Origin of the sequence: Shewanella sp. JNE2 (assembly GCF_023159115.1) — a bacterium.
GTDB lineage: Bacteria > Pseudomonadota > Gammaproteobacteria > Enterobacterales > Shewanellaceae > Shewanella > Shewanella putrefaciens.
On sequence record NZ_CP096169.1, the window covers coordinates 1398081 to 1424660 of the forward strand.

13 protein-coding genes are annotated in these 26580 nt (G+C 48.0%); 3 read left to right on the forward strand and 10 right to left on the reverse strand.

Going from position 1 to position 26580, the window contains the following annotated elements; translation table 11 throughout:
* Positions 1-134: 134 nt before the first annotated feature.
* Positions 135-584 carry a hypothetical protein gene (locus tag MZ182_RS06295; protein WP_011790058.1) on the reverse strand — a complete coding sequence of 150 codons (450 nt, stop codon included), beginning with the start codon at positions 582-584 and terminating at the stop codon, positions 135-137.
* Between the two features lie 235 nt (positions 585-819).
* Here MZ182_RS06295 and MZ182_RS06300 point away from each other — a divergent pair, with 235 nt between their 5' ends.
* Positions 820-2193 (forward strand): sigma-54 interaction domain-containing protein, encoded by a 1374-nt coding sequence (locus tag MZ182_RS06300; protein WP_014610198.1) that lies wholly within the window; start codon positions 820-822, stop codon positions 2191-2193.
* Positions 2194-2278: 85 nt separating this feature from the next.
* Here MZ182_RS06300 and MZ182_RS06305 read toward each other — a convergent pair whose 3' ends face one another.
* From MZ182_RS06305 to MZ182_RS06340, 8 genes are all read right to left on the reverse strand, one after another.
* Positions 2279-3961: a diacylglycerol kinase family protein gene (locus MZ182_RS06305; protein ID WP_248065666.1), complete on the reverse strand. Its 1683-nt coding sequence runs from the start codon at positions 3959-3961 to the stop codon at positions 2279-2281.
* Positions 3962-4112: 151 nt separating this feature from the next.
* Complete coding sequence (locus tag MZ182_RS06310) at positions 4113-4307, reverse strand: hypothetical protein (RefSeq protein ID WP_011790055.1); 195 nt, start codon at positions 4305-4307, stop codon at positions 4113-4115.
* A gap of 23 nt (positions 4308-4330) precedes the next feature.
* Positions 4331-4507: a DUF1328 domain-containing protein gene (locus MZ182_RS06315; RefSeq protein ID WP_011790054.1), complete on the reverse strand. Its 177-nt coding sequence runs from the start codon at positions 4505-4507 to the stop codon at positions 4331-4333.
* Positions 4508-4818: 311 nt separating this feature from the next.
* A complete protein-coding gene (gene pfaD, locus MZ182_RS06320) occupies positions 4819-6465 on the reverse strand; it encodes a PfaD family polyunsaturated fatty acid/polyketide biosynthesis protein (protein WP_248065667.1) in 1647 nt (548 codons plus the stop codon).
* Between the two features lie 124 nt (positions 6466-6589).
* Positions 6590-12559, reverse strand: a complete 5970-nt coding sequence (locus MZ182_RS06325; RefSeq protein WP_317233102.1) for a beta-ketoacyl synthase N-terminal-like domain-containing protein — start codon at positions 12557-12559, stop codon at positions 6590-6592.
* Positions 12556-14805: a PfaB family protein gene (locus MZ182_RS06330; RefSeq protein ID WP_014610202.1), complete on the reverse strand. Its 2250-nt coding sequence runs from the start codon at positions 14803-14805 to the stop codon at positions 12556-12558. The genes MZ182_RS06325 and MZ182_RS06330 overlap by 4 nt, the downstream gene beginning before the upstream one ends.
* Positions 14802-22727 (reverse strand): type I polyketide synthase, encoded by a 7926-nt coding sequence (locus tag MZ182_RS06335; protein WP_248065668.1) that lies wholly within the window; start codon positions 22725-22727, stop codon positions 14802-14804. Before MZ182_RS06335 ends, MZ182_RS06330 begins: the two co-directional genes overlap by 4 nt.
* Positions 22724-23593 carry a transcriptional regulator gene (locus tag MZ182_RS06340; protein WP_248065669.1) on the reverse strand — a complete coding sequence of 290 codons (870 nt, stop codon included), beginning with the start codon at positions 23591-23593 and terminating at the stop codon, positions 22724-22726. Before MZ182_RS06340 ends, MZ182_RS06335 begins: the two co-directional genes overlap by 4 nt.
* A gap of 392 nt (positions 23594-23985) precedes the next feature.
* On the opposite strand from MZ182_RS06340, the gene MZ182_RS06345 reads away from it, so the two are divergent.
* A complete protein-coding gene (locus MZ182_RS06345) occupies positions 23986-24909 on the forward strand; it encodes a 4'-phosphopantetheinyl transferase family protein (protein ID WP_248065670.1) in 924 nt (307 codons plus the stop codon).
* Between the two features lie 102 nt (positions 24910-25011).
* Here MZ182_RS06345 and queF read toward each other — a convergent pair whose 3' ends face one another.
* Entirely contained in the window at positions 25012-25869 is an 858-nt protein-coding gene (gene queF / locus MZ182_RS06350; RefSeq protein WP_014610205.1) for an NADPH-dependent 7-cyano-7-deazaguanine reductase QueF, read from the reverse strand.
* A 59-nt stretch (positions 25870-25928) separates the two neighbouring features.
* Here queF and syd point away from each other — a divergent pair, with 59 nt between their 5' ends.
* The gene (gene syd, locus MZ182_RS06355; RefSeq protein ID WP_248065671.1) at positions 25929-26579 is read left to right on the forward strand and encodes a SecY-interacting protein; all 651 of its coding nucleotides are present in this window, start codon (positions 25929-25931) and stop codon (positions 26577-26579) included.
* Position 26580 lies beyond the last annotated feature (1 nt).

Sequence of the window (26580 nt, forward strand, 5' to 3'; positions counted from 1 at the left end):
TATCTTTGATTTAGGCTTGTTGTAGAGGCCATTAATCGGTCTTTTTTACCGAATAAATGTAATTATTGCAGAGAGACCCTCGATGCAATTGACATGAAAAACCGCACAAGACTGTGCGGTTAGTAACTAGAGCGTTAAGGGTTATGAAGGGATTGCATGGCATCGCAACTGATTTGTAACCAAGCAGTGCCTTCGGCAAGTTGACATGTGAGATGTGGATGATGTGCTTGTTTTACTGCCCGCTTTAGTTGAGTTAGCACTTGTTGCTCGATCTCGATAAGAGCCGCAATGGCCACAGAGATTACGTGTTGTTCTAATAGCGTTTCAACTTGAGCATAAGGATTTATTTGTTGGTTAGTGATGTTACCTGTACTTGGATAGTCTTGCGGTAAGGATAGTCTGATTAATAGACGTTTATAGACAGAGGATTGCACCCTAAGAATACGTTGCAGGTTATAGTCATCGACCAGAGAGATCGCGCGAGTGTAGAACTCATCTCCCCTCTGGCAGAGTGTAATAATCCCCTCGCTAAGCTTGATATCGGCGCTGATATCAGTCTGATGTTGCACAACATTAGACTTCATAATCCATCTCCTTATGCCTGAGTCCGGCATTCTTGAGTTAATAATGTCAGTTTTGTTCAGCTACCATGCATATTCCGTTCTCGTTTTTAGTGGTAGATTAAAAGACTGATTTATAGAGCGATATTTTTAGTTAGTTCAGTTATTCGATTGGTATGTCGGAAACTATTACCATTGATGTTGTTAAAGTTTCACGGCTGGCATACAGTGGATCTTCATACACAGGAGTGAACTTAGCATGGCTCGACCAACACTTTTTTATCACCTACAGGATTTAGGTGCCGAGCAAGCACTTGTGCAACTTGAGGGTGCCTTACATTTTAATAAACTGCGTAGTATTGATGACTTACCTTGGCTTGCCCAGCTTGAAGCCAATCATGTTGATGTTGCAGTTATTGAGTTTCCTTGTCTTAGTCACGAGGACTATCTTGATTTAATGAAAAATGCAGCTATGTCGGGGATTGAGTTTATTTTTCTCTCCAATGGTCAGCCCAATCCCAATCTGGATAAGCTTATGGCGCAATATGCAGGTTATCATCTTCGCAAGCCATATGATATGTCACTGATAAGTAGTATTTTAATTGATTTTGCTCAGCATTTAGTCGCTAGTTCACCCAGCCGTTCAAGCCCCTTTTTAAGCGAGTTAGACCAATACGGTTTACTTGTCGGTTCGTCGGCGCCTATGCATAAGTTGTATCGCACCATTCGTCGTGTATCAGTCACCGACAGTAATGTATTAATTATTGGCGAGAGTGGTGTAGGTAAAGAGTTAGTCGCTAATACTATCCACTTAGCAAGCCCGAGAGTGAATGAGCCTTTTATTGCGATTAACTGCGGCGCTCTCAGTCCCGAATTGGTTGATAGTGAGTTATTTGGACATGTTAAAGGGGCTTTTACTGGTGCAAATCGGGATCATAAAGGGGTTTTTGAACAGGCGGAAGGTGGAACGTTATTTCTCGATGAAATAACGGAAATGCCTATAGAGCATCAAGTAAAGTTACTTAGAGTGCTAGAAAATAATGAGTATCGCCCAGTGGGGGGAGACAAAGTACTCCACTCAGATGTACGCATTGTGGCGGCAACGAATCGTGATCCTCTTGCGGCAATAGAGGCTGGGCTATTTCGAGAGGATTTATATTTTCGCTTGGCTCAATTCCCGATTAGAGTTCCACCATTAAGGGTTCGTGGTGAAGATATTATCGGATTAGCGCAGCATTTTCTGGCTTATCGTAATGTGGCTGAAAAGCAGTGCAAAGTTTTCTCAGAGGAAAGTCTGCGGATGATTGCTGCTAATCGTTGGACAGGCAATGTACGCGAGTTAAAACATGCCGTTGAGCGGGCTTATATTCTGGCGGATCAAGAGATTTTGCCGAGTCATTTGCAGCTAGAACAGGAAATTGATAACGCCAAAATTGCTGAGGAAGAAGTGATTATTCCCCAAGGGATGCGTTTAGATGATTTGGAGAAAATTGCCATTTATCAAGCACTAGAGTCCAGTAATGGCAATAAAACCGATACTGCTGAACAATTAGGGATTAGCGTTAAAACCCTCTATAACAAGCTCAGTAAGTATGAACAGCAAGTCGAGTCAGGTGAGCCTACTGCAAAATAATGAGTGTGTTTCAATATAGATGAAGAAGTGATTGACGTTGAGGCATCAAGACATCAAGGCATCAAGGCATTAATGCCACAGATGATTACAAGGTTGTTTCTTCGGTTATTTCTTGATAGGGAACAAACACCTTAAGGGATGCGGGTTGAACCTCAATGGTAAGATCCGCAGGCTCAAACACTTCGCCATCAATCACATATTTACACTTAGGCTGACTGCTAATGGTGACCTTTTTAGCGTGGGCGTGGTGGACTTTACTTAGGCGAGCTTGTTGAACTTTTAGATCTTTATGGCCTTCTTTAACCCACCCAGCGATTGCTAATTCGGCTAAGCCAAGCAAGGGGCCTTTGGGGTCATCGTCCGCATCCAACCAGGTAATATCGAGCAATCCATCGGTCATATTGGGTTCGCCATTTCCTTGTGCTAGCAAACTGGTAAAGGGGGCGGCATTGGCAATTACTAAGCTGTGGGTACGGATCGTTATCGGCGCGGCATCGTCCAAACTTAACGAGATAGTTAAGGTTTCTGCCATACTCATCGCTTGCCATAGACCATCGAGGTAGGCCAGTTGACCTAGGGCGTTTTTACGCTCGCGGTTTGCTGATTCAATCATTTTTTGCTCAAATCCAATGCCGACAAGTAACAACACTAACTCATCATTACAACGTGCGGTATCTATAGCTTGGTTGTGTCCTTGAATAATATTATCCAGCGCCTGAGAGATAGGAATTATCTTGCTGCCTAAACCAAATAGCGCATGACTTAAGGCGTTCGTCGTTCCTAAAGGAATAATCCCTAACATGATATCGGTATTCACAACTTCTGATGCGACCTCGGTTACCGTACCGTCTCCGCCACAGGCGATAACGATATCTGCGCCTGCACTGCGGGCCTGTTGAGCGAAGATATTTGCGGTTTCGTCTGCTGTTGTGAGAGTTAACGTCAGGTCAAAATAGGCTTTGAGTTCATCTTGGATTTGTTCGCTGTATTCTCGCCATTTTCCGCCGCCAGAGACTGGGTTGGCGATAATCCATGCTACTTTGTGGATGTTAATTTTCCCTTGACTGAGCATGCGCTCAAGCGCGCGTAATTGCCATTTGTTTAAGCCTGCGGTTTTGCGAACTTGCTTTATCTGTTGCAGTACTTCTACGAAGTGCTGTTGTTTATCTTTACAAACCAAATAAGCGGCGAGTACCAGCACTGAGCGGCCACGACCCATAGCACAGTGGATGAGTACCTTTTTATTGGCGCGCACTTGGCGGTGCAGCCAGTTAACGGCTTGATTGAGTTGGGCACTGGTCGGCACACTATGATCTAAGATGGGAATATTTAAATACTCAATATGATCTTCAAACTGTGACCAATCTAAGCCATCAAACTCAGCGGTGACATCCAGAATGGCAGTGATCTTATTGGCTTTAATCTTTTCCAGATCCGCAGGAAAGAGTCGACAACCGAGATACAGATGTTCATCTATCCTCTGCATCGATGGCACTGAATCACATTTTCTCGCCCAATGGTTATAGAGTCGGCAACCCAATAAAAAAGGGATAAAACCCCAGCGAATATACCAAGGAATAGTGCCATCTTGGCGTTTTCTAAAAATACTGGCGCGATTAAACCAATAGGCTGAGCCGACTAAAAACAGTGACAGGCTCGTCCATGCCCAAATGAACGTAAGCAGAGGAGAAGTTCCTGCCACCGCAAAATAGGCGAATAGCATGGCACCTGCTGTGTACAAATATTTGATGTGGATCTTCGTTAGCATGCAAGTTCTCCAATGCCGTTGCTTTTGGTTAAATTCGTTGCACTTGAAATGGTTGAATGTGAGATGAAGATGTTGAAATGATTGAGTTTAAACCAAAAGGGTAGCAGTAGATGTGTCTATTGCTACCCTAAATCAGATAAAGCTTGTTAGCCTAGCACTTAGTATCTTTAGCCTTAACGCCTTCTTTGACTTCTTCACAGGCATCTTCGATAGCGTTGCCTACATCGGTAATGGCATCATCGATCTTTTCACCGGCATCTTCGGCTTTGTTATCACTACAGGCAGATAGGCCTAGGGCGAGTAATAATGCCAGTGCTGCACTTGTCATTAGCGTAAATGGTTTCATATCTATTTCCTCTCCAATAAAAATTAAGGGCGCGGGGCTCTACCTTTGATGGCATTGACCAACAGTGAAATCACCAGTAACACAATAAATAAGAAGAAAATGATTTTTGCGATACCAGCAGCGGCTCCTGCAATACCGGTAAAACCAAAGAGCCCAGCAATAATGGCAACAACCAAAAACATTAATGTCCAACCTAACATATTAACCTCCTATCCCAGTCTTTATCCTTCATCTGACCCGTTTGTGTCATTTGTAAGGTAATGGTGAGTGGTTATTTATAGGATGCGAGCTTAATGCCAATGTGATTTTTTAAGGATAACATTTTGATTTTGTTTGTTTATATTTAGCTTTAGTTGATTTTTTTCAGTTTACTTAAATGCAAATTAAGCAATTTTTACCTTACTTTCGGTAAAAGTTTCAGCCTTAATAACTGTGCTTTTTATCAATAAAAAAGCTGACACTGTTACCCATGCCAGCTTTATATACAAGGTGTTACGTTGAGGCTAATCGGTTAAAAACGATTTAGCGGTTTCCAGCGTTGCAGGCTAACTGGAATGGTCGCGCCTTGGGATAACAGCAGGTTAATCCGCGCTTGATACGCCGCGCCCACCATTAAATGTTTGGCTAAATCCACCGCATTACGGGCCTTATAGTCATCTAAATAACTGCCTTTCGCCCACGCATTAAATGCGCCAAGGGCAGGGCCTGCCCAGATTTGGTAATCCATTTCGCGGCCGACTTCACCTGTGTTTGACCAGCGGCTCGATAGACCTAAATACCAGCGGAAAATCAGCGCCATCTTACGTTTAGGGTTATCCAGCGCGCGCTCGATTTGCTTAGGATCGCGCTCGTTAAAGTGGGCAACTGTGCCCGCCCAAATATCATCGAGTGATGAGCGGAACACTTGCTCTTCGAGCTTTTTACGCTCGTCCGCAGGGATGGCATCAATCGAATCGTAACGGGTGTAGATTTCATACAGCTTATTGGCGCGCATCGGGAACAGAGTGCCGCGCTTAACCACTTGTAATTTCACGCCCATTTCGAACATATCTGCGGCAGGCGCCATAGTCACATCGGCCATTTCTGTGGTAGCGAGTAACTTACGAGTGTGTTCACTCGCGCCCGCTTCGACGCAGGCTTGGTTGATTGAACCTGTGACGATAAAGGCCGCGCCCATGTTGAAGGTGGCTAATGCTGCATCGGGTGTGCCGACGCCGCCGCCAGCACCCACGCGGATGGGTGTCTTGTATTGATACTTAGCTTGGATTTCATCTTTGAGCGCCAAAATCGTCGGCAAAAGCGTGACTAACGGACGATTGTCGGTATGGCCGCCAGAGTCGGCTTCGGCTGTGATGTCATCCGCCATCGGCACAAGCAATGCCATCGCCATTTGGTCTTGGCTGATAAGACCGTCACTCACTAGTTGCTGGAGGATTTTGGCAGGCGCCGGTTCCATAAACTTAGTCGCGACTTCGGTGCGGCTGATTTTGGCGATGACTTTGTTGCCAATGACTATTTCGCCATGTTCGTCGCGGCTCAAACCCGCTGCGCGGTAATAGACGATTTGCGGCGTTAACCCTAAAAATGCCGAAGCTTCGACCGTGCGCACTTTATGTTTTAAGAACAGCTCAACACTGCCGCGCTCTAATGCGGGCTCGCTTGGGCTATGAATTAAGTTAAAGGCGTAGGGGCCATTAGGCAGCGCCGCTTGAATGCGAGTAATGGCCGCTTCAACGCGGGATGGAATTAACCCCGCCGCGCCAAATGAGCACAAAATGCCCGCTTGACCTAGCGCAATAACCAGTTCTTCCGAGGCAATACCGTTGGCCATAGCGCCGGCGTAGTAAGCGTATTTAACCCCGTGTACGCGGCGAAAATTGCTGTCGCCTAAACTTTGGGTGCCAAGGGCAGGCGCAAAGGCGCTGACGGGGTGTGAGCCAAGAGGCGCTTGGCTGTCGCTTGTTGTTACTTCGGCCGTTTGCGCTATGCCTAAGCCTTTTTCGCTGTGATTGACTAAGTAACAGGCTTGGCTTAAATCTTTGAGTTTTTTGCCTAATGAGTCGATATCAAAGCTCAGCGCGGCATCGTTGACTTGCCACGGCCAAGGGCTGAGTTTTTCGTTATTGCTATTGTATTGATCTAGAGTATGGCTAGTCATAGGTGTTCTCATGTTATCAGTGCCGCCCTGTGCGATGTGGATAGCCAAGGCGGCGCAACTATTCGTTATTCGTTATATGTTATTTGTTATTCGAGATTAGCGTCTTTCTAACAGCGTAAACTCGCTAGGCTTCTTCAATACAGATGGCGATATCTTTAACTTCATAAATCCGCAGGCCATCTTTACTCAAGTTGGCATCGCCCATAATGATGCGTTTGCCATTGTCGTCTGTCACGTTGGTAATGTGCACATCCAGCGACATCTGCTTGTTTAATGGGTTAATTTGGCCGCGATATTTCCATTTGATATCCGATAAAATCTGCCCAAATTTTGGACTCTTAAAGCCTGCACCAAGGTCTTGGTCAATCGCATAGGTTTGCATCAGCTCGATAATGGCTTCAACCCCTAAGGAGCCTGGCATTACCGGGTCTTGATGGAAATGGAATTGGAAGAACCAATCACTCGGGTCAATCGTGCGTTCGGCGTATAAATAGCCAAGACCCGCTTTACCGCCGGCTTTTACGATTTCAGCTTTGTCGATAAAGTTAAGCTGACCGCCCGCTAAACGGTAATGCGGCTGACCTTCAGGCGCGTTAAAGCTGCGATGCTGTTTATCTAACAGATTGATTTGGCTATCGGCTGCTATGCCATTTTGCACATGCCAAGGCTGAGTGATCTTGCCGTTGTCTATGCCTAACTGGTTTTTCAGCGCATCACCCTTGAAGTAACCAAATACCGCTTTACCTTGGTAGAAAGGCTCACCATCGCAGCTTAATTCAAAACTGAAATTTTGGATGATGTTGCTGCCAGCAATCACAGTCGATAACAAACGTGAGTCGTTTACGATTGTCTTGCCGCGTAAATCCACATGGCGCAGCAGCTTACCGTTGCCGTCCAAGTTGCGGAAAAATAGCTCTTGGCCGGGGAAGCCCAAGGTGGTGCCCATATAACCTGAGATAAAACCGTTTGGCTGCAGTGATATTTCCATCAGCACAGAATAGGGCATCACGGCATGATGGCTGTTTTTATCGTAATACCAAGCACTTGCGGGCACTTCGTATTCAGCGATACACGAAGAGGGCTTTTTCAGCTCGCCGCGCTTGCCGTCAATCGCAACCACGCGGGTGGTCAGCTGTAAATCACCGCAAGGCGTGCGCGGTGGAATAAGGCCGCGATAGATACTGAAATCGGGGCCGAAGCAGTTTTCGATGTCGCCAGTGGCAAATTCGAACATGTGGTACGGCGTGAACGGCAGGGTATCGGGCACGCGGTTGGCGTACTTTGAATCCGCTGGCGCAATCGGCGCAGCCACATGCTTTAGCGGCACTACGCCTTTGTTGGTTGGCGCAGTTAAATCAGGCAACTGTGCCATCAGTGGCGCCGCTAACGATACTGGTGTTGAAACCAATGGCGCAGCCGAAGCAGTATTTTTAGCTACATTTTTAGTTGTATTGTTAGCTGTGCTGGCATGATTATCCGCGAGGTAGCGGGTGCATTCGGCTTCTTCTTTGATCATCACCCCAAGGTTTTGGAAATCCACGACCACTTTGCCATTGAGCAAAATATCGATATTCGCCTTAGCATACGGGCGCGGGCTCATACCTATTTCGGTGATTTCCATGCGATAGGTGAGCAGGCCAGATTGCGGCAAAACTTGACCGCGACAGCGCACTTTTTGTGACGCATTTTCTAGCGGTTGGAAACGACCGTCTTTTACACCGAGGTGCATCCCAATATGCAGCATAAAGAATTGCAGTAATTGACCACAGCCTTCGGCCATTAATGATCCCGCCATCACTTGGTCGCCCTTGAAATGACACGGGAAATACCAATGATCAGCTTCGAGCTGCTTATGGCCTTGAACTGAGCCTAAACCCCACGCACCGCCATGCACCTCAAGATTGCTGACCTGTTCAATCATCAGGAATTTTTCAGATGCAAAACATAAAGAGGGCTGCAAACCATATTGGGCTTGATGCGCCGCGTGTGCGCCGCCAAAACAGCCACCGATATCGGCGCCGAGCAGTTTATGGATTTGGCTGTAATCAAATTGGTTTTGCGCGCAATCAAGCAGCGGATTAAAGCACGGTTTATTCGGATTATTCAAGGCTAGGTTGCGCGCTTTGATTTCGGCTTCGGTGTGAATAACGCCTTTGCCGTCGGCCAGTTCTTTATCGGTGAAGAAGCCGGCACAGCCGCCATCCATTTTCAGGATCAGCTTGTCGCCCACGAAACATTCGTAGGAGAAGAAGAACAACAAGGTATCACCATTGCGGGCAAAGTGATTGATGGAAATGTCGTAGCGCAGGGTGTCGCCACCGCGCGGTAAGTCGCCAAGGAAGGTCAGGGTGCAATCGAGCAGGCGATAAACGCGCTCGCCCTTGTTTTCAAAATCGATACCTAAGTAGCTGATCAGCATCAAGTCGCATTGACCCGATTCGACCGCCACGGCCCAAGGGATTTGGCCATCGACCAAATACGGTGCATCCACAGGAATATCGTATTCAGTGGTCATAGTGCAAGGCTGATATTGGTTCATCTGAGCGTTTAATTTCGTTACCCGAGATACCAGCAAATAGTCAGTCGTTGGCAGGCGTACACGACGCGAATAGCTGTCGATAATGGCGTAATCTGGGCCAAATACTTTAGCAATATCACCTTCGGCGTACTCGACTAAATCTGCATAATCCCAAATGCAAGGCTTGCTTATCGGTGTTGGCGGCGTGTACTCAGGCACTTTTGCATGATTGGGATAAAGCACTGGATGTGGAAGAACCGCTGTCGCAGATGCCTGAACAATGGCTTGCTGTTGTACTGGCGCAGCTTGGCCATTGACGGCTAACTCGCTGGCAAGCTGGGCTTTCATCAAGGCATCGGCTAGTTTCAAGCCTTCAGCACGGCTTTGTAAAAAGGCTAAATGGGCTTCACGGGCGAGTTGCTGATTGCTTAAAAATGCCGCGTCTTTTAGCTCTGCTTGAGTGGCGTTTTTATTGGTGCTTAGGGCATTAATTGGCATGCTGCTTAATGTCTCTTTTTGTTGAGCCGTGGTTGGGCTGCTTGTTGCAAAGCTATTCGTGTCTTTGCTCGCTATTTGGGCCAAATGTTTGCGCTGGCTGCGCGCTGGTAATGCTGTCATGGCTTGGGCTTTTTGTTGTATAGCATCAAGGCCTGCGAGCGGCGTATCAAGGATATGCTGATAGATATCGCGGCCACCGAGCGTTACTTGTTTTATTAAGTGTTTTTGCTCAGAAAGCGTTAAATCTTGATCTAGCCTTTGCTGCAAATTGTATGCTTGCGTGGCACTTTGGCTGAGCAGTAACTGCGAGCATTTACCTTGGCTAAACGTCGCTACGAGCGCGTGCTGCTGAGCTTGAGAAGAATGCTTGTTAAGTTGCGCTTGATTTTTAAGCTGCAACAGCGCGCTCAAAATACTCGCCATACCCGCAGCGGCAAAGTTGTGGCCTAGGGTATCAGCGGCTTGGCTGCGCTGGTTCACACTCGGCAGCAGCGTATTGAGTACCAGCTCTGAATCGGCAAGTTGCTCAACCGCAATACTGGTTTCAATCAAGCTAATCTGGCTGCTATTCACCTTGGCTTGGGTTAGCAAGTCATCGCAAATACGCGCAGCGTTGCTGTGACCTTGTGGGTCACACATAGGGCCAAACACTTGGCCGCTGATGTGACCATAACTGTCGCCATAGCTGTTGCTATTACTTTGGGCATTGGCATCGTTATTGCGAACTTCAATGCTTGATTGCGCTGTCGTGAGCACTAATGCGCCTGCACCTTCACCGACTTTCCAGCCTGTGTCAGTGGCAGTAAATGCCACTGGTGATACGGCATTTTTGAGGATCACTTGCTCTAGACTGCCACTTAAATCGACGGCGGCGATCACTACGGCATCTAAGGACTCTTGGGATAACAGGTTTTCGGCCACATCGATACAGCGAGCGACCGATTGCTCCGCCGCCGAAATGGTAAAGGCAGGGCCGTTAAAGTCCCAAAGGGATGCGATACGTGACGCCATGATGTTGCCAATAAAACTGGTGTATTGGTTCAGTTTGGCGGCATCGAGCACACTGTCCATGGCGATTTTTTCAAGGGCGAGATACTCGGCTTGCGTGAGTGTTATCCCTTGTTTTTTAAGACTGTCTGCCAGTTGGGTGTGTAGATTTACGCGGCCACGGAACTGGTGTAATTCGAGTTCAGTTTCCATCGCCACTAATACGGCCACCTTGCCACCTGGCATTAAGTTAGCATCACGAATCGCTTCATCGGCTACTTTGATCAGCAGCAGTTGCTGGGAGATCAGGCGGTCGTCTTCATTGGGCGGCACTTTAAAGCGCAGGAAGTCAAAATCGAACTGGTCGATATAGGCGCCTTGCGGTACAGAGGGCAAGCCAAAGTTAGCTAAGATCTCAGGATGTTTATCTAAGCCTTTCCAGCGTTTAGCGGGCAGCGGGATAAAGGCATCTTGCTTCGCGCTTATGGTGTTATCCAGCGCATTTATGGAGGATAAAGGCCCGAAGTGCGATGCTAAGCCAATGATATTTAATGGTGTATGTTGATAGCTTACTTGGGCTGTACTCTGCTGATGTTTGCTACTGGTATTTGCTGGTACATAGGATTCCAGCAATAAATGCGCGTTACAGCCGCCAAAACCAAACACGGAAACACCCGCGTGGCGGCGGTCATTGCCAGCTTTATCGGGCCACGCATGCAGTTCTGTCGGTAGATTTTTACCGCTAAACAAACCCTTAGGTGAGGATATCGGCGCCGATAAATTAATACTTGGCGGCAAGCGGCCCGAGCGCATGGCAAAAATCATCTTCATGATCCCCGGCATGCCCGCGGCTGTGAGTAAATGGCCTAAGTTGGATTTTGCCGAGCCGATCAGCGGCACTGCAGAGCCCGCGAGTTTGTCCTCAAAGAAGCGTTCCATCGAGGCGAGTTCGACTTTATCCCCAAGCGGCGTGCCCGTGGCATGGCATTCAATCACTTCGATATTGGCAGGCAGTGTGTTTGCTGCACTATAGGCGCGCTCGAAGGCCTGCACTTGGCCCTTGCTGTTGGGGCTTAATACGAACTGGCCTTTACCGTCGTTCGACAAACCAATGCCGCTGACGACGGCATAGATGTTGTCGCCATCGCGCTCGGCATCTTCTAAGCGTTTTAATACCAAAACCCCGGCGCCTTCACCGGCGAATAAGCCCTTGCTGTTGCTATCAAAGGGCGCCGAAATACCGTGGTCTGGGTAGGCGTGGAAAATCGAGAATCCCATATTGATAAAGAAGGGATCTGCGCCCGATACTGCGCCCGCTAGCATCATATCGGCCTTGCCTGTTGTTAGGTAATCGCAGGCGAGTTTGAGTGCATAAACCGAGCTGGCGCAGGCGGCGTCCAGACTCAACTGAGTGCCACCCAAACCGAGTGCATCGCTGACCAGTTTTGAGGCTGTGTGAGCAACGGCGCCATTGGCGACGTTTAATGCTTGGCTATTGGCATTGAGATCGTTAACTGAGTTGCCAAAATCAGCCAGCTGAAATGCGCTTTGGTTAAGTTTGTTTTGTAGCGCCTTTTCAACGGTTTGATGATACAGAGGCAAAAACAGTTCGTTGGAGCGGGCGGTGGGGAAGGACAAGGTTCCCATTACAATACCTGTGCGCGCCAGTACGGCATCGCTTGGTGCAATCCCTGCGTCTTGCAGGGCTTTACGACTGCAATCGAGTGCCCATAAAAAGCTTTCATCTAACCCGTCAAAGGCGGACTCAGGCAGTTGATAGCCCCTAGCATCAAACTTAAAGTGTTGAATGTAGCCGCCCTTATCACAGTAAAAACGGTCAGACTGACCCTGCACACCTTGGTAATCGGCGGGATTGGCATTGAGCTTCTCGCGGCTGATTTGGGTGCGAGAGTCTTTTTTATCCAACAGATTTTGCCAGAAAGTTTGAGGATTATCGGCGTCAGGATACTGAGTCGCGAGACCGACAATCGCAATTTTTGATGCGCTTTTTGACGCACTTTTGGACACATAGTTTGACACAGTCATAGGCACGCTAGTGTTATCAATCCTAGGGGAATGCTGAGAACTCACTGGGGTTCTCCTTTTGGTGATACTGCTGATGATAAAGGGGCGGCGTTAGCACTTAATGGCTGCATGAGCGGCGCGAGCGACAGCGGTACTCTGTGGCTTATCAGTTGAGCTAAACACTTGAGTAAGCTGGTAATCGCATCGGCACCCTTGGCATTGCAGGCAATGGCGACTGTTGCCTCGTTTACCGTGCTTTGGCCTGCATGGGCATGGCTGATTTTATCTATAAGTGTGCTGGTTTGCCTATCGGCGCCCACTTCGACAAACAGCCTAGCGCCTTGCTCAGTGGCATTTTGAATGAGCGCACTAAAGTCGAGTGGCGAACAAAAGGTATCGGCAATCGCGCGGCCAATGCTGTGGCTATCCACGGTGACTGGCGCAGTTTGCGCTGCGCTAATAAAGCGAATAGGCAGATCTTGCACCGCCGCTTCCAGCGCCTTGGGTTTCAGTGCCTCAGGTTTCACCGCTTGAGTATAAAAATCTTGTACTTGCCCATGGACTAACATGGCAGGTGCGGTATGCATTGCCGTGACGCGATTGGCGGCAATCCCACGCTTACCTAACTTTGCAAGTAGGGCTTTACAGCTTGTTTCGCAGCCGGCAATAACGCAAGTATCACCTTGAATGATGGCTAAATAAGCGCGAGGAAACTCTGGCAGTAATGCTTTGATTTCGTTGCTATCGGCGCGCACCACAAAGCTGTTCCACACTATGGATTCATTATCCTTAAGCTGCCATACTCGGCGTACTGCGGTTAGCTCGCCAGAAATGGCATGGTTGAAAATATCGCTATTTTCGGTGGCCTTGATCATAGCATGGGGCGTTTGCCACACATCAAGGCTGGCCCACATGGCCGCTTCGCCCATAGAGTAACCCAGCGCCATTTTTGGTTTAATATTAAAGACTTGGGTCAACAGCTTAGTGAATAGGTAACTGGCGCCCACGCCACTAATCGCTTGCTGACTTAAGCTCATGCCCGCTGCGGTTTTAACATCTGCCGCATAAATCTGCGGTGATTGCAGCATGGCGCTTAAATCGCCTTCACGTTCTAGCTGGTGATACAGCGTGGGGAAATACTCATGCAAGTTATTGAACATATTGGCGTAAACCGTACCAACGCCAGGATATACAAAGGTCAGCCCCGCATCCCCTAGCGGCTTAGCGGTGAAACAGCTACCCGCTGGCGTTTTAAAGGCTTGACCATGATGACGCACTGCATCATTTTCAAGCGCCGAAAGCATAGCTTTGGCTTCAAGTTTGAGGTCGTCAATCGATGCCGCCATCAAGACTAATGCCAGTGTTGCGTTGGCATCATAGCGTTCAAACCAAGGTTTGAGTTGCTCAGCGCGAAAGTCAGCGTGCAAGCCGGCGCCATTTTCCAGAGTGTTAACTAGTTGCAATACTTGCGCGATGAGTGAATCAATACTGTCACCACTTATCGGCACAAACAGCCGGTTTTCATCAACAAGAGCTTTGGGCGCAATAACTTGTGTGCCTTGGGTCAGCACAATACTTTGGTTTAGATTTCGAGATTCATCCACTTGATTTGACGTTTTTGCGACAAGATTTAGGCACAACACTCGTGCTTGATGTTGATCGCTAAACCAATAGCCCGCTTGATGATTTGTGCCGTTTGCCGCTTTAATATCAGTTGCGCCATGAAGCGGCGCTTGTGTTCGTGCCGCGAGGGCGGTTACGCCTTGGCGCAGCGCAACAAATGCCTCGTTGAGTGTGTTGGCGACGAGCTGATGCTGAACGGTTTGTGCAGGGCTGCGCTTTGCCGCCACTAATGCCGCATTTGCAACAGCCGCTGCATTTGCAACACCCGCATTCGCACCACCAGTAGCCTCATTACCTGCTGCAAAGCCTGCAATAAATGCGTGGGCGTGTAGGCGCAGTTTGGCGGCGCGTAAACCATCGAGCAAGTACAGGGACTGAGTCAAAGGCTGCGGCTGATTGCCATCATTGAATTTAAGTTCAACGAGCTTGCCTTGCTCAATGGCTGTCACTGCTTGACCTAACAAGGCAGTGAGCGAGCTTTGCTCATACACTGACGGTTCATGCACTTTTGGTTCATGTGCTGTCGATTGATTGGCATTGGCTGCGCAAATCTGAACTCTTTCGCGTTCCGCAAACGTCCCTAATACTTGGGCTGAGTGAGGGGAAAGGTTGACCGCATCGCCAAGCAACACTGCAATACGCAGTGGCTTGGCGCTATTTGTCGTTGCTAAAGGAGAGGCTAAGTTCACTCGACTTTTGCCTCCACGCTTTCAATGGCTTTATTCGCAGCGGTTTGATTAGCTGCAACTTTATTAGCTAAGAATGCACCGTTAAGGTTTTTGCTGATGGTGACTTTGGCGTTGTTCATCTGGCAGCTTAAGCGGCCATCTTGATGATACAGCGTGATATTGGCTTCAATGGCACGGCCAGAGTGTTTCACTACCTCGAGCACTAGATAACCTGTATCGCCAAAGGCAAACGGCGCATGGGAGATAAACTCACCAATGCTTGATGGCAAGCTCGCCGCGCCATATTTGAGTCTCGCCCACACTAGCATCGCCTGCAGCAACAAATCTTCTGCAAAAACTTGTGAGCCTTTAGGCGTGAGATTGGGAACAAAACTCCCGCAGTCCGCTAACGCAACATGGGGAAGACTCACCTTAGCGACTAAGCTCGCATCGTCAAACTTCACCACCGACTCAATACCTTGCAGTCTTGGGCCGTGGAAAAGCGTGCCGTCGCTGTAAAGGCGGCTCGCGGTTGTGATGGCAGAAAGTCCTGCCAAGCTTTGCGCGTCAAAGGCGGTTGCTTTGCTGTTAGTGGCTAAGTAATCGTTAGCCGCGTCATCAACGACTAGGATAGCTTGATATTGCGGACGACCTTCAAAGCTGATTAAGGCATTAATTTGTACACTAGCTTGTGCATTGACTAAGGGTGCCAGTTCAAGTTCCAGCGTGATGGGCGCTTCACTTTCTAACACTCCATTTTGTAACACGGCAGTGTCGAAAATAATGCCTTTCAATAGCTTGTAGCTTTGCACTTTGACAGGCTGCTTGAGCACATCAAAGGCGGCTTCACGCATCCACTGAATCGCGCACACAGTCGGTAATACGGGATTACCGTTAATGCAGTGATCTTCAATAAAGATCATTGTCTTAGGGTCCAGTGTGCGCTGCAGTTTTAGCGGTTGCGTGAAAGCGATAGCAGCAAGCGTTGATGCCAAAGCATGCGGATCCGACGCGTCAGTGGTCAGATCCGCTTTAGGCTTTTTTAGATTGCGACCTTGAGTTGCTTGCTCGTCACTTGGAACTGTGCCTTGCATGTCAGTACCGACCAGCAATTGTGCGCCTGTGTTGCTCAGTAATTGGCTAGCAAATAACTCAGCACCCGCCTTTAGCGGGATCACATAAACACCGCGATCCATAAACATCTTTTTCAGCGCAGGATTCACCATGCCGCCGTCCCACGGACCCCAATCGAAGCTCATCACTTTGGCATTTGGCAGTTGTTGCGCCAGTTGCAGTGCGGCTTTGTTGAGTATGTCGTTGGACATGGCGTAATCGCTTTGGCCAGTATTGCCGTAAAAACCCGCCGCCGAAGAGAACAGGGCAATCAGTTTTAATTTATCTAAATCCAGTGCGGCAAGTAGATTGCTTATACCTGTGACCTTAGTGCCATACACCCGTGCTAACTCATCTAAGGTTTTGTCTTGGATGTGTTTATCGGCGAGTACGCCCGCACCATGGATGATGCCAGTAATAGGCGACAACTCGGTGATCGGCACTATCGTGCTGGCGATCGCATCTGGATTGTTAACATCGAGACTTAAGTACTCGGCGCTCGCGCCTACCGCGGTAAAGGCTTCTAGTGCGGCTGCAATTTCTAGGCTGCTTTGAACTGGCCATACTAAGGCATCCACTTGTTTTGGCGTGGGTTTCTCGCCCAAGCTTTGAATGTGGGAAATAGCTGCGGCTTTCAGTTCACTGTTATTTTTACCCTGTGCCCAAGCGGGAATGGCTTGTTGGCTGCTTCTGCCAGCAAGGATAAAGTGCGCCTTGCTGCGTTTGGCTAAACTTAGCGCACATTCAAAGGTCACGCCTTTTGCGCCACCGGTCACCAGTATTTTATCTGCACTCGTCAAGTTTGCCGCGCTGTGGCGGGTATCAGCCTTGCCAGCAACTAAGGTTACACGCTCAAGTGCTTGGGCTGCGCCTTGGCTAACACCGACTTCCAATACGTTATCGGTTGCAAAGAGCTCAGCGATCACTGCATTGGCCAGTTGCTTGGCATCAAGTGCTGGCGCGATATCTAAGGCACGGCAATGCACGCTTGGCCACTCGTGACTCAAGGTTTTAGTCAGACCTGCCAATGCCGCTTGGTTTAACTCGCTACGGGCAATTTGGCTGTGGTTAAGATATCCAAAACCACCGTCGATACGACTGACGCTGATAAAGCTACTGCTAGTATTGGCCGTTGCTGCTGTTGTTAAAAGCGGTTGTAAGTGCTTGGCGAACAAGAACGCTTGCTCGACGGATGCCTTGGCGGCATTCGACAGCACTAAACCTTTCGCATCGGCTGAGGTTTTATGTTGTGGTTGCAGATGAATAAAGCCTGCAACTTGACCTAAGGTTTTGATCTCATTAATTACTACGCTGATACTGGCATCGTCAATCGCCGCCAATGTGAAGCTGGCAATGTGGCTATTGAGCGGTGATGCACTGGCTACAAGGCTTTCAGGCGAGCGCACAACCGCAACCGTTAAACCTTGAGCATGCAATTTTTCAGCAAGTACGCCAGCATTGTGACCATCATCGCTAATGATAATGTAGGCATCTTTAACGAAAGTTCGTGCCACAGCTTTTTGCGCTGATTGCTTTGACGATTGCTGTGGCGATAGTTGCGCTAGCTCAGCCGCCGCTGGCAACTTTTTTAGCACTACCTCACTATGGGGTGGTAAATCATGTGGTGGTAAATCGATAGTAGGTTCAGGCTGAACGACAGCGCTAACTGGCGCGGCATTCTGGCTTACCGCGTTTTGGCCTAGCTTGCTTTGCCCTATTTCTTTCGAAAAGAGTGCAACGATTTCACCTAAGGTGCGGCACTCGGCCAGATCTTCAGGATTGAGTTCAGGCAAACCCGGTAGCTCGTCTTGCACTGTGCCTAAGATTTCAACGCGCTTGATGGAATCGATACCTAGATCGGCTTCCATATCCATGCTGAGTTCTAGCATTTCAGTGGGGTAGCCCGTCTTGTCGGCCACTACTGACATCATGGTTTGTTGGACTTTTTCAGCGCTTAAACCGTTATTTGTTGTAGCGGTAACAGTGACTTGCGCTGCTGTTGTTGCTGAAACCGAGCCAACCGCAGGTAGTTTGTCATTTTGTGTAAGCTTACTTTGCATGTAGTCAACGATTTCGCCCAAGGTGCGACACTCGGCCAGATCTTCAGGATTCAGCTCAGGTAAGCCCGGCAGTTCATCTTGCACTGTACCTAAGATTTCAACGCGCTTGATGGAGTCGATACCTAAATCGGCTTCCATATCCATGCTCAGTTCCAGCATTTCAGTGGGATAGCCTGTCTTGTCGGCCACCACAGCCATCATGGTGCTCTCGATTTCAGAAGCATGCACTAACGCAGCGCTTAAACCGTTGGCGGCAGGCGCAGCTTGTGCTGTTGTAGAAACTACAACTGAACCTGCTGCTGGTAGCTTGTCATTTTGTGTAAGCTTACTTTGCATGTAGTCAACGATTTCACCCAAAGTACGGCACTCGGCCAAATCTTCTGGGCTGAGCTCAGGTAAACCTGGCAGTTCGTCTTGCACTGTGCCTAGGATTTCAACGCGCTTGATAGAATCGATACCTAAATCGGCTTCCATATCCATGCTGAGCTCCAGCATTTCAGTCGGATAGCCTGTCTTGTCAGCCACCACAGCCATCATGGTTTGTTGTACTAACGCAGCGCTTAAACCGTTAACGGCAGGTGCGGCTGTTGCCACTTGAGTTGCCACATTTGCAGTAGTAATAGGCGCTACGATAATTGAACCCACTGCTGGAAGCTTGTCATTTTGTGTAAGTTTACTTTGCATGTAGTCAACGATTTCACCCAAGGTGCGACACTCGGCCAAATCTTCTGGGCTAAGTTCGGGTAAACCCGACAGTTCATCTTGCACTGTGCCTAGGATTTCAACGCGCTTGATAGAGTCGATACCTAAATCGGCTTCCATATCCATGCCAAGTTCCAGCATTTCAGTGGGGTAGCCTGTTTTATCGGCAACCACAGCCATCATGGTGCTCTCGATTTCAGAAGCCTGAACAAGTCCAGCACTTAAGCCGCTCGTTGCTGGTGCCGCAGGTGTCACTTCTGGCATCACTACAGCAGGCATGACTAATGCAGGAGCGGCAGGCGCAACTTGTACAGTCACAGCAGGTGAATAAGCAACGGGAGCGGTTTGCACAACAGGTGCAACAGGTGTGCTAACCGCTTCCGTTGCAACAGCTTGAGTCACTGGTGCAGCATTATGTGGCATTGTCGTTGCAGCAACAGGCGCTGGATCAACAGATGCTGGAGCCGGCGCAGTTGCTCGTGGCTGACTTGCAACTGCTGGAGTAAAGTTAATCGGTGCATTGTTTAACATCGCCAAGGCCGCTTGGCTGCTACTGCTTTGTAGCTGCATAAATTCGGTGTGGCTTTGCAGGGTTTGCGCTTGATGCTGGTGGAACATTTCCATCGAGCGTTGCAGGCTTTCAGGGATTGCAATGCCAAGGCTTGCCATCTTGGCTTGTTCTGTCATCAGTGTCGTGAAGGTATCGCCATATTGCTGCGGGATAGCTAAAAACTGTTGATGTAATTGCGCCGCTTGAGATTGTGCGCTGAAAAATGCCGTTAACGCATCGCCGCTGACGCTTGCTGTACTTGGGCTCAACTGCGCCGTCGCTTGTTGCTGGTGATTGCTTAAGCCTTGCGCAACACTTCGGGATTTTTGTTTCATTTCAACAGTTGCCACTTGATTCGTTTCCACTTCTATTATTTTTTCAACAACTTTTTCGACTATGACTTCTTTCTCAACAACTTTTTCGACAACCGTTTCAACGATGCGATCCACATATTGCACTTGGCTAGTCACGCTGCCTGTGGCGAGGGATTTCGCCATCTTAGCTTTGGTTGCAGCACTAATATGGTTAGTGGCTGTGAGTTTGATGTTCATCGCTGATGGCGCTTCACGTTCGGCAATTTCTTGTGACGTGACGGCTTGATAGGGGTCAACCTCAGTTAACGCCACACCGGCTACCGCGAGTTGCACTGCGGCTAAGCGTAATTGACTGTCACTATCGCCCTTAGGATTTGGGTTCATGCTGACAAGGCAAAGCTCATTTAAGTGTTCACCTAAGGTATTTTCAACTAACTTTTGCAGTATGTTTTTAGGGCCAAACTCAACAAACACACGGGCGCCAGCGTCATACATGGCCTGCAGTTGTTCGCTAAAGCGAACCGATTGCAGCATGTGTTGTTTAAATTCTGCTTTAATCGCTTTGCCATCACTTGGGTGTAGTTGACCTGTGCCGTTGGCATAAAGCGCGATCGAAGGTGCGCTAAATTTTGCTTTATCAATGGCTTTGGCAAAGGGTTTTTGTGCGTGTCCAACCAATGGGGTATGGAACGCGCCTGAGACGGGTAGGGCAATCGCTTTAAAGCCCAGTTCGCTAATGGCTTTCGCGGCCAGCTGAGTTTGCTCTGTGCCACCTGCGATGACTAATTGCGTCGGCGCGTTGTAGTTGGCAATTTTAACGCCATCAAACTGGGCTAAACAGCGATTGATCGCATCGATATCATTCTTTTGCTTAAGAATAATCGCGAACATGGTTCCTAAATCAACTTGAGTCCCAGTATCGGCGGCTTTACTCGCGGCAGCATCGCTCGGCACTTGCGCCATGGCATGTCCACGGGCGAAGGCCAGTTCGACGTAATCCTCATTGGAAATCACGCCTGCCGCGCAAAGGGCTGACAATTCACCAAAGCTGTGACCTGCCACCATATCGGGGGCAAAACCTGCCTGAGTTAATAGCGAATATTGCGCCATTGAAACCGCGCCTATGGCGCTTTGGGCGAACATGGTATTGGTCAGCGCCGCTTCTTGGGCTTTAATCGCATCGGCATCGAATGCCGGAATAGGATAAAGGATGTTCGATAACGGCGTTTGGCCGTGGTGAGCAAATACCTTATCGCTGGCCGTAATTTGTTGGCGCATTTCCGGGAAATGGCAGGCGAGTTCACAGCCCATGTTCAGGTATTGTGAACCTTGACCTGCAAACAGGGCGGCTACTTTCTTTGATTCATTTTTAGCGACCAAGGCATGGGAGCGGTAGCTGATCCCTGACGGTAATTGCCATGCCTCGCTTGCGCTGGTTTCTAGGTGCCCGCTTTCTAAATGCGCACTGCTTTCTAGATGAGAGATGGCTTGATTTAGCTGAGCTTGCAGCTGAGCGATATCCTTAGCCACAAAACCTAAACGGGCATCTGTGTCTGCCAGCACGCGCAGCGGATATTGCTGAGCGATAGCGTTCAGGCTCGCAGCGCTGCTCTTATTCGCGTTTGCGCTTGTGTTCACGCTTTGGCTCAGCGCAGCTTTTAACTCGCTAAGCAGCGCAGCTTTATTGGCTGCCGCAAACAATAGCGTTTGCGGCACACTGCGCTGACGATATTGCTCATCGCGGCTGTGCTCAGGTTTGTATTCTTCTAATACAAGATGGAAGTTCGTGCCGCCAAAACCAAAGGAGCTTACACCTGCACGGCGCGGCGTTGCATCGGCGCGCTGGAACCATGGGCGAGTTTCGGTATTTAAATAGAATGGTGAGCTTTCGATATTCAGTTTTGGATTAGGCTTGCTAACGTTAATGGTCGCAGGCAATACCTTGTGGTGCAGCGCTAGCGCGGCTTTGATCACCCCCGCAGTACCTGCGGTGGACTTAGTGTGGCCCACTTGGGATTTTACTGAACCTAACGCGATATGTTGATTTGTGTCGTTGCCTTGGGCAAATACTGATTTTAAGCCATTAAATTCAGCCACATCACCCGCTGCAGTACCCGTGCCATGGGCTTCAACTAAGCCAATGCTGTGCGGGGCAAAACCTGCATCGTCGTAAGCGCGCTCCAATGCTTTAGCTTGGCCTTCGGGGCGCGGCGCATAAATACTCTTAAACTTACCGTCAGATGAGGCGCCAACGCCTTTGATGACGGCATAAATCCGGTCGCCATCGCGCTCGGCATCTTCAAGGCGTTTAAGCGCGACCATGCCGATCCCTTCGCCGATCATCATGCCTTTTGAATCGATATCAAAGGGTTGAATGGTTTCATTGGTGGTGAAGGCTGGCGTTTTTGAGAAGCTCATGTACATGGATGGCGAGTTATCGGTACAGACACCGCCGGTGATCATCATGTCGCTGCGACCTTCGGTCAGTTCAGTCAACGCCATACGCATAGCGGCAAGCGAGCCCGCACAGGCTGCATCGACCACACAGTTCATGCCGCCAAAATCAAACCGGTTGGCGATACGGCCTGCAATCACGTTGCCTAAGGACCCTGGGAAAGAGTTTTCTTCCCAGTGGATATATTGGTCTTGGAACTTTTTGATCAGCATTTCGCTGTCTTCATCGCTCAGGCCGCTGCTTTTGAATACTTTTTTAAGCACTGGATATTGCAGGCGCGAGTTCAAGCTCTGACTGATTTTTTGACCACCGCCAACCCCTAGGGTGATGCCGATACGATCACGGTCGTAATCGGCGGGCAGATTGGCGTCGGCGAGCACTTCTTTGGCGACAATCAGCGACAATAGCTGCGAGGTATCTGTCAGCTCAAGAATATTAGGCGGCAGACCGAATTCCATTGGATTGAAGTCGACTTCTGGTAAAAAACCACCGCGTTTACAGTAGCTTTTATCGGCTTTGCTTTTGTCGGCATCGTAGTAATCTTCGGCGCGCCAATGGGTGTCTGGGATGTCAGTAATGGCATCGATTTTTTCGCTGATCAAATCCCAAAACTTATTTAAATAACGCGAGTTAGCGAAGATGCTGGCCATGCCGACGATGGCAACGGGCATATCTTTTAAACGTTTGTTGAGTCGTTTATCTTTTTTTGACTCAGTCGCAGAATTAGGTACAGAAGGGGTATGGCTCATAAAGAGTCTCCACGGGTCGACCTGGATACGGTGACCTTGTTTTGGGATCCAGCCGCGCTTGTCTTTGGCGTGCCATGGGCACCGGGAAAACGGGCTAAGAAGGTGTGATAGTTGCGAACGAGCAACTTTCGTAAATGAAACGGCCCATGTCTGAGGACATAGGCGATATATCTATTGGTCGCTTGGGTATTGCTGTCTTGATAAATATCGAGGTAAATCCAATCACTTGCTGTGTCTACGCCTAATAGTACTGAGCTTGGCGCTTGCTCAGTGAGTTGCGGCGGTATGGTGAGTGACACCACTTGCACCACAGTATTGCCGTCGGTACTCGGCAATGCGAGGGCTTTGGCCAAGGTTTCTGGATTGACCGTATAGGTTTGGATATCGCTGCCTTGCGTCACAGGCAATTGATTAAAATAGCGTTCGGGTACTTGTGGTGCTTCAAATTCATCGAGCCGCGATATGCCGTAGCGCTTTAAGCAGCGGGCAAGGCCGGAGCGCGACACATTGGGATTAATAAAGGTTTGAGTGGCTTTTAGTAGCCGGTCTAAGGGGAGTTTTAATTGGTATCTTAGGCCGACAACCACATATTCTTCCATCGGTGTGAGCGTGGTATTGAGGTGATGCGGAGTATTGGGACAATCAACAATCGACTCACGTTTACGCCATTTGCGAACTGTGGCTTCGGTGATATTTAGAATTTTGGCAAGCTGACTCACACTCAGATCCGATTGCTGAATAAAGAGTCTCATCTCAGGCGTGGTAGTCGCATTGCTATGCCTCGATTGAGTGTGCTTTTCTTCTCGACTCGCTCGAAGCTTTCCCGTTTTCTCCGGGGGCTTTTCATCAGTTGCGCTAGTGGTCATTAATAATAATTATCATCCGACATAATCTACTGGGACTGTTTACTACCTATCTATAAGATGAGGTCGATGACGTGCACTCGTAAAATGGCACACTAATCCTAGAATTTATGCTTAGAGGCAATGCAATGGGGATGCAGATTACCTGAGGTTTTGAGTCGATACAATCATGTGGGACTAGAATTTAAGGGGAAAGGCACTTTGATGCTATTTTTGTGCACTTGGATGGGTATTGCAGAGATTGGCAAGATTCAACAGATTTTCCAGTTGATAAAGTGAATACTGCGGTTTTTTACATTGTCAGGGTAAGATAGCGCCATAAATTCAGCTTAATCGAAATAAAGTGATCTTTATTTCACACCATCGCTTTAATGGCATTGCATGAGGAGTGTTCGATGCATATCGAACTGTTTTTTATCCCATTAGGGGAGATAAATGATGAGCTACAAACACATGCTAAGGTGTTGTTAAGTGAGGATGAACTCTCAAAAGTTATGCGTTATCGAGCACCTAAAGCGCAAATAAATGGTTTGCAGGTTAGGGCGGCACTGCGTTTAGTGTTATCAAAAGTGGCGACTTTACATCCAAAAGACTGGTGCTTTGAATACGGTCTTAAGGGAAAACCCTGTTTAACGGCAAAGCAAAAGCAACAAACAGGGCTCGAGTTTAATTTAAGTCATAGTGGCGACTGGTTATTAATTGGTGTTGTTAAGCATCAAGATATAAGCCCCTGTTTATTAGGCGTTGATATTGAGAGGTCACGTCCTAAAACGGATATTTATCCAATCCTGAATCATTATTTCTCCCACCAAGAAACCGAAGCACTGCTGGCATTGACAGATGAATCGGCCCAGCGGCAACGTTTTTTCGATCTTTGGGCATTAAAAGAGTCCTATATTAAAGCCACTGGATTAGGTTTAGCTCAGTCACTTAAATCCTTCGCTTTTGAATTAGCGGATTTAAATTGGGATAACTTTAGCGCTGATGGTGTGGAGTTAGATGATCCTTATATAGGCACTCAAGCTAATACAAATCCGATAGAATTTATTGAGCTTAAGCGCTGTGGTAGGCAACACGGGAGCGCACTTAAGATCCCTCCAAGGCTAGGTATATATCGAAATGTTCGATTGAATCAGCTTAATACAGCCGATTCTTACTGTTGGCAGGTTTGTTTTGGCAGATTAAATCGAGAATATCGTTTTGCGCTGAGTTTGGCTTCTACAGACGCGAACCGCCTACATGTGGGGCATTCAGTCCTGCCGACAACGCTTTCGATGCAAATGCTGAGTATAGAAACATTACTTAATATTTCGCCTTAATTAACAAAAGCCCTGCTAAATGGCAGGGCTATTTATTAATACGGTTATCGAGCGTTTTTAGCTTCAATCCCATGCGGTAAAGCGGCTTATTACCTTTCCAGCTTATTGTCTTGCCAGTCGATGGCCTTCACCGGGTTGTTCAAAGTCGCTGCGATAGGGGTTGATATCTAAACCACCTCGGCGGGTATAACGGGCATAAACCGTTAATTTGGCACAGTGACAGTACCGCTTTAAATCGACGAAAATCCGCTCAACACATTGCTCGTGAAACTCATTATGCTGGCGGAAAGAAATCAAATAGCGCAGCAGTTTTTCGCGATCGATTTTAGGCCCTTGGTAACGGATCATTATGCTACCCCAGTCGGGTTGCGATGTGATCAAACAGTTAGATTTCAGTAGGTTTGAATTAAGCGTTTCCGCCACTATTTGTTTATCATCAGTACTGTTTTCTAAGTAATCAGGGTTAAAACTATAATCGCTGACTTCAATATCGAGATCATCTATGCAAGTGCCTGGTAACTCTACTATGCGTTGAGAACCGAAACTTCTAGGTTCAATAATCCTTACCGTTACATCACCTTGAGCGCAGTGACTAAGATCTTGGACTAAGGTTTTTTGTACTGCATCGATATTGCTAAATTTAGTCTGATTAAAACTATTTAAATATAATTTAAAAGATTTTGACTCAATTAGGTTTAGGCTTTGATAGCTTAAATGGATCTCGGCTATGGCAACCATAGGTTTACCTTTGGTATTCAGCCAAGACAGCTCATAACCCGTCCAGATATCGGCACCGTGGAAAGGCAAGGCTTCCGTAAGATTGATCGCGTTACGGTTGAGTGATCGAGGAACCCCTTGTAACAACGAAGCATCATACTCGGCTTGGTAGTCAGTGGCTTTACCTAATGTTAGGCCAGTAAGCGCTTTGGCATCACTATAAGGGTCGTGATTCTTTGTCATCAATACTGTTTCCATGTCAAAATAGGCGCACATTATACCTGAAATTGGATTGTGCTTAAGTGTCTTGTCTGCCTGCGCTAGATAAATTTTTGCAAAACTATCATCAAGCTTACCTAACTACTTTAGGCGAATTACCGCGATATTACCCGCAAGGTGAGCCTTCTGTATGCATTCAAGGTGAATTTTTTGCTGATTCTGACAAACCCATCGCTTGGCAGCCTGTTAAGCGTGATGAAATCGGTAGTTTTACCAATGTGGAACATGCGCTAGATCTGCCTTTATGGCCTGATATCCATCTATTTTACGGTCAGTATTTTTCAGCCCCATTACTATTTGACTCAAAATGGGGAACAGGTGAGTTACTGCAAGTGTGGAACGATGATGATTTTAAATGTCTACAGCAAAACGTAATTGGTCATCTGATGATGAAGAAAAAACTGAAACAGCCGCCAACGTGGTTTATCGGTTTGTTAGATGAGGGCGATAAAATGCTTACCATTAATAACAGTGATGGCAGCGTATGGATTGAAATTCCAGGAGAAGAGCAATCTGAACAATTATCCACGAGTTTGACTGCGTTTATCGAAGCATTATCACCACGGATAGCACCACCCGTTAAGCATGAAGAATTACCTATGCCCGCGTTAGATCATCCAGGTATTTTCGCTAACATTAAACGTATGTGGCAAAACCTCTTCGGCAAAGGTTAAC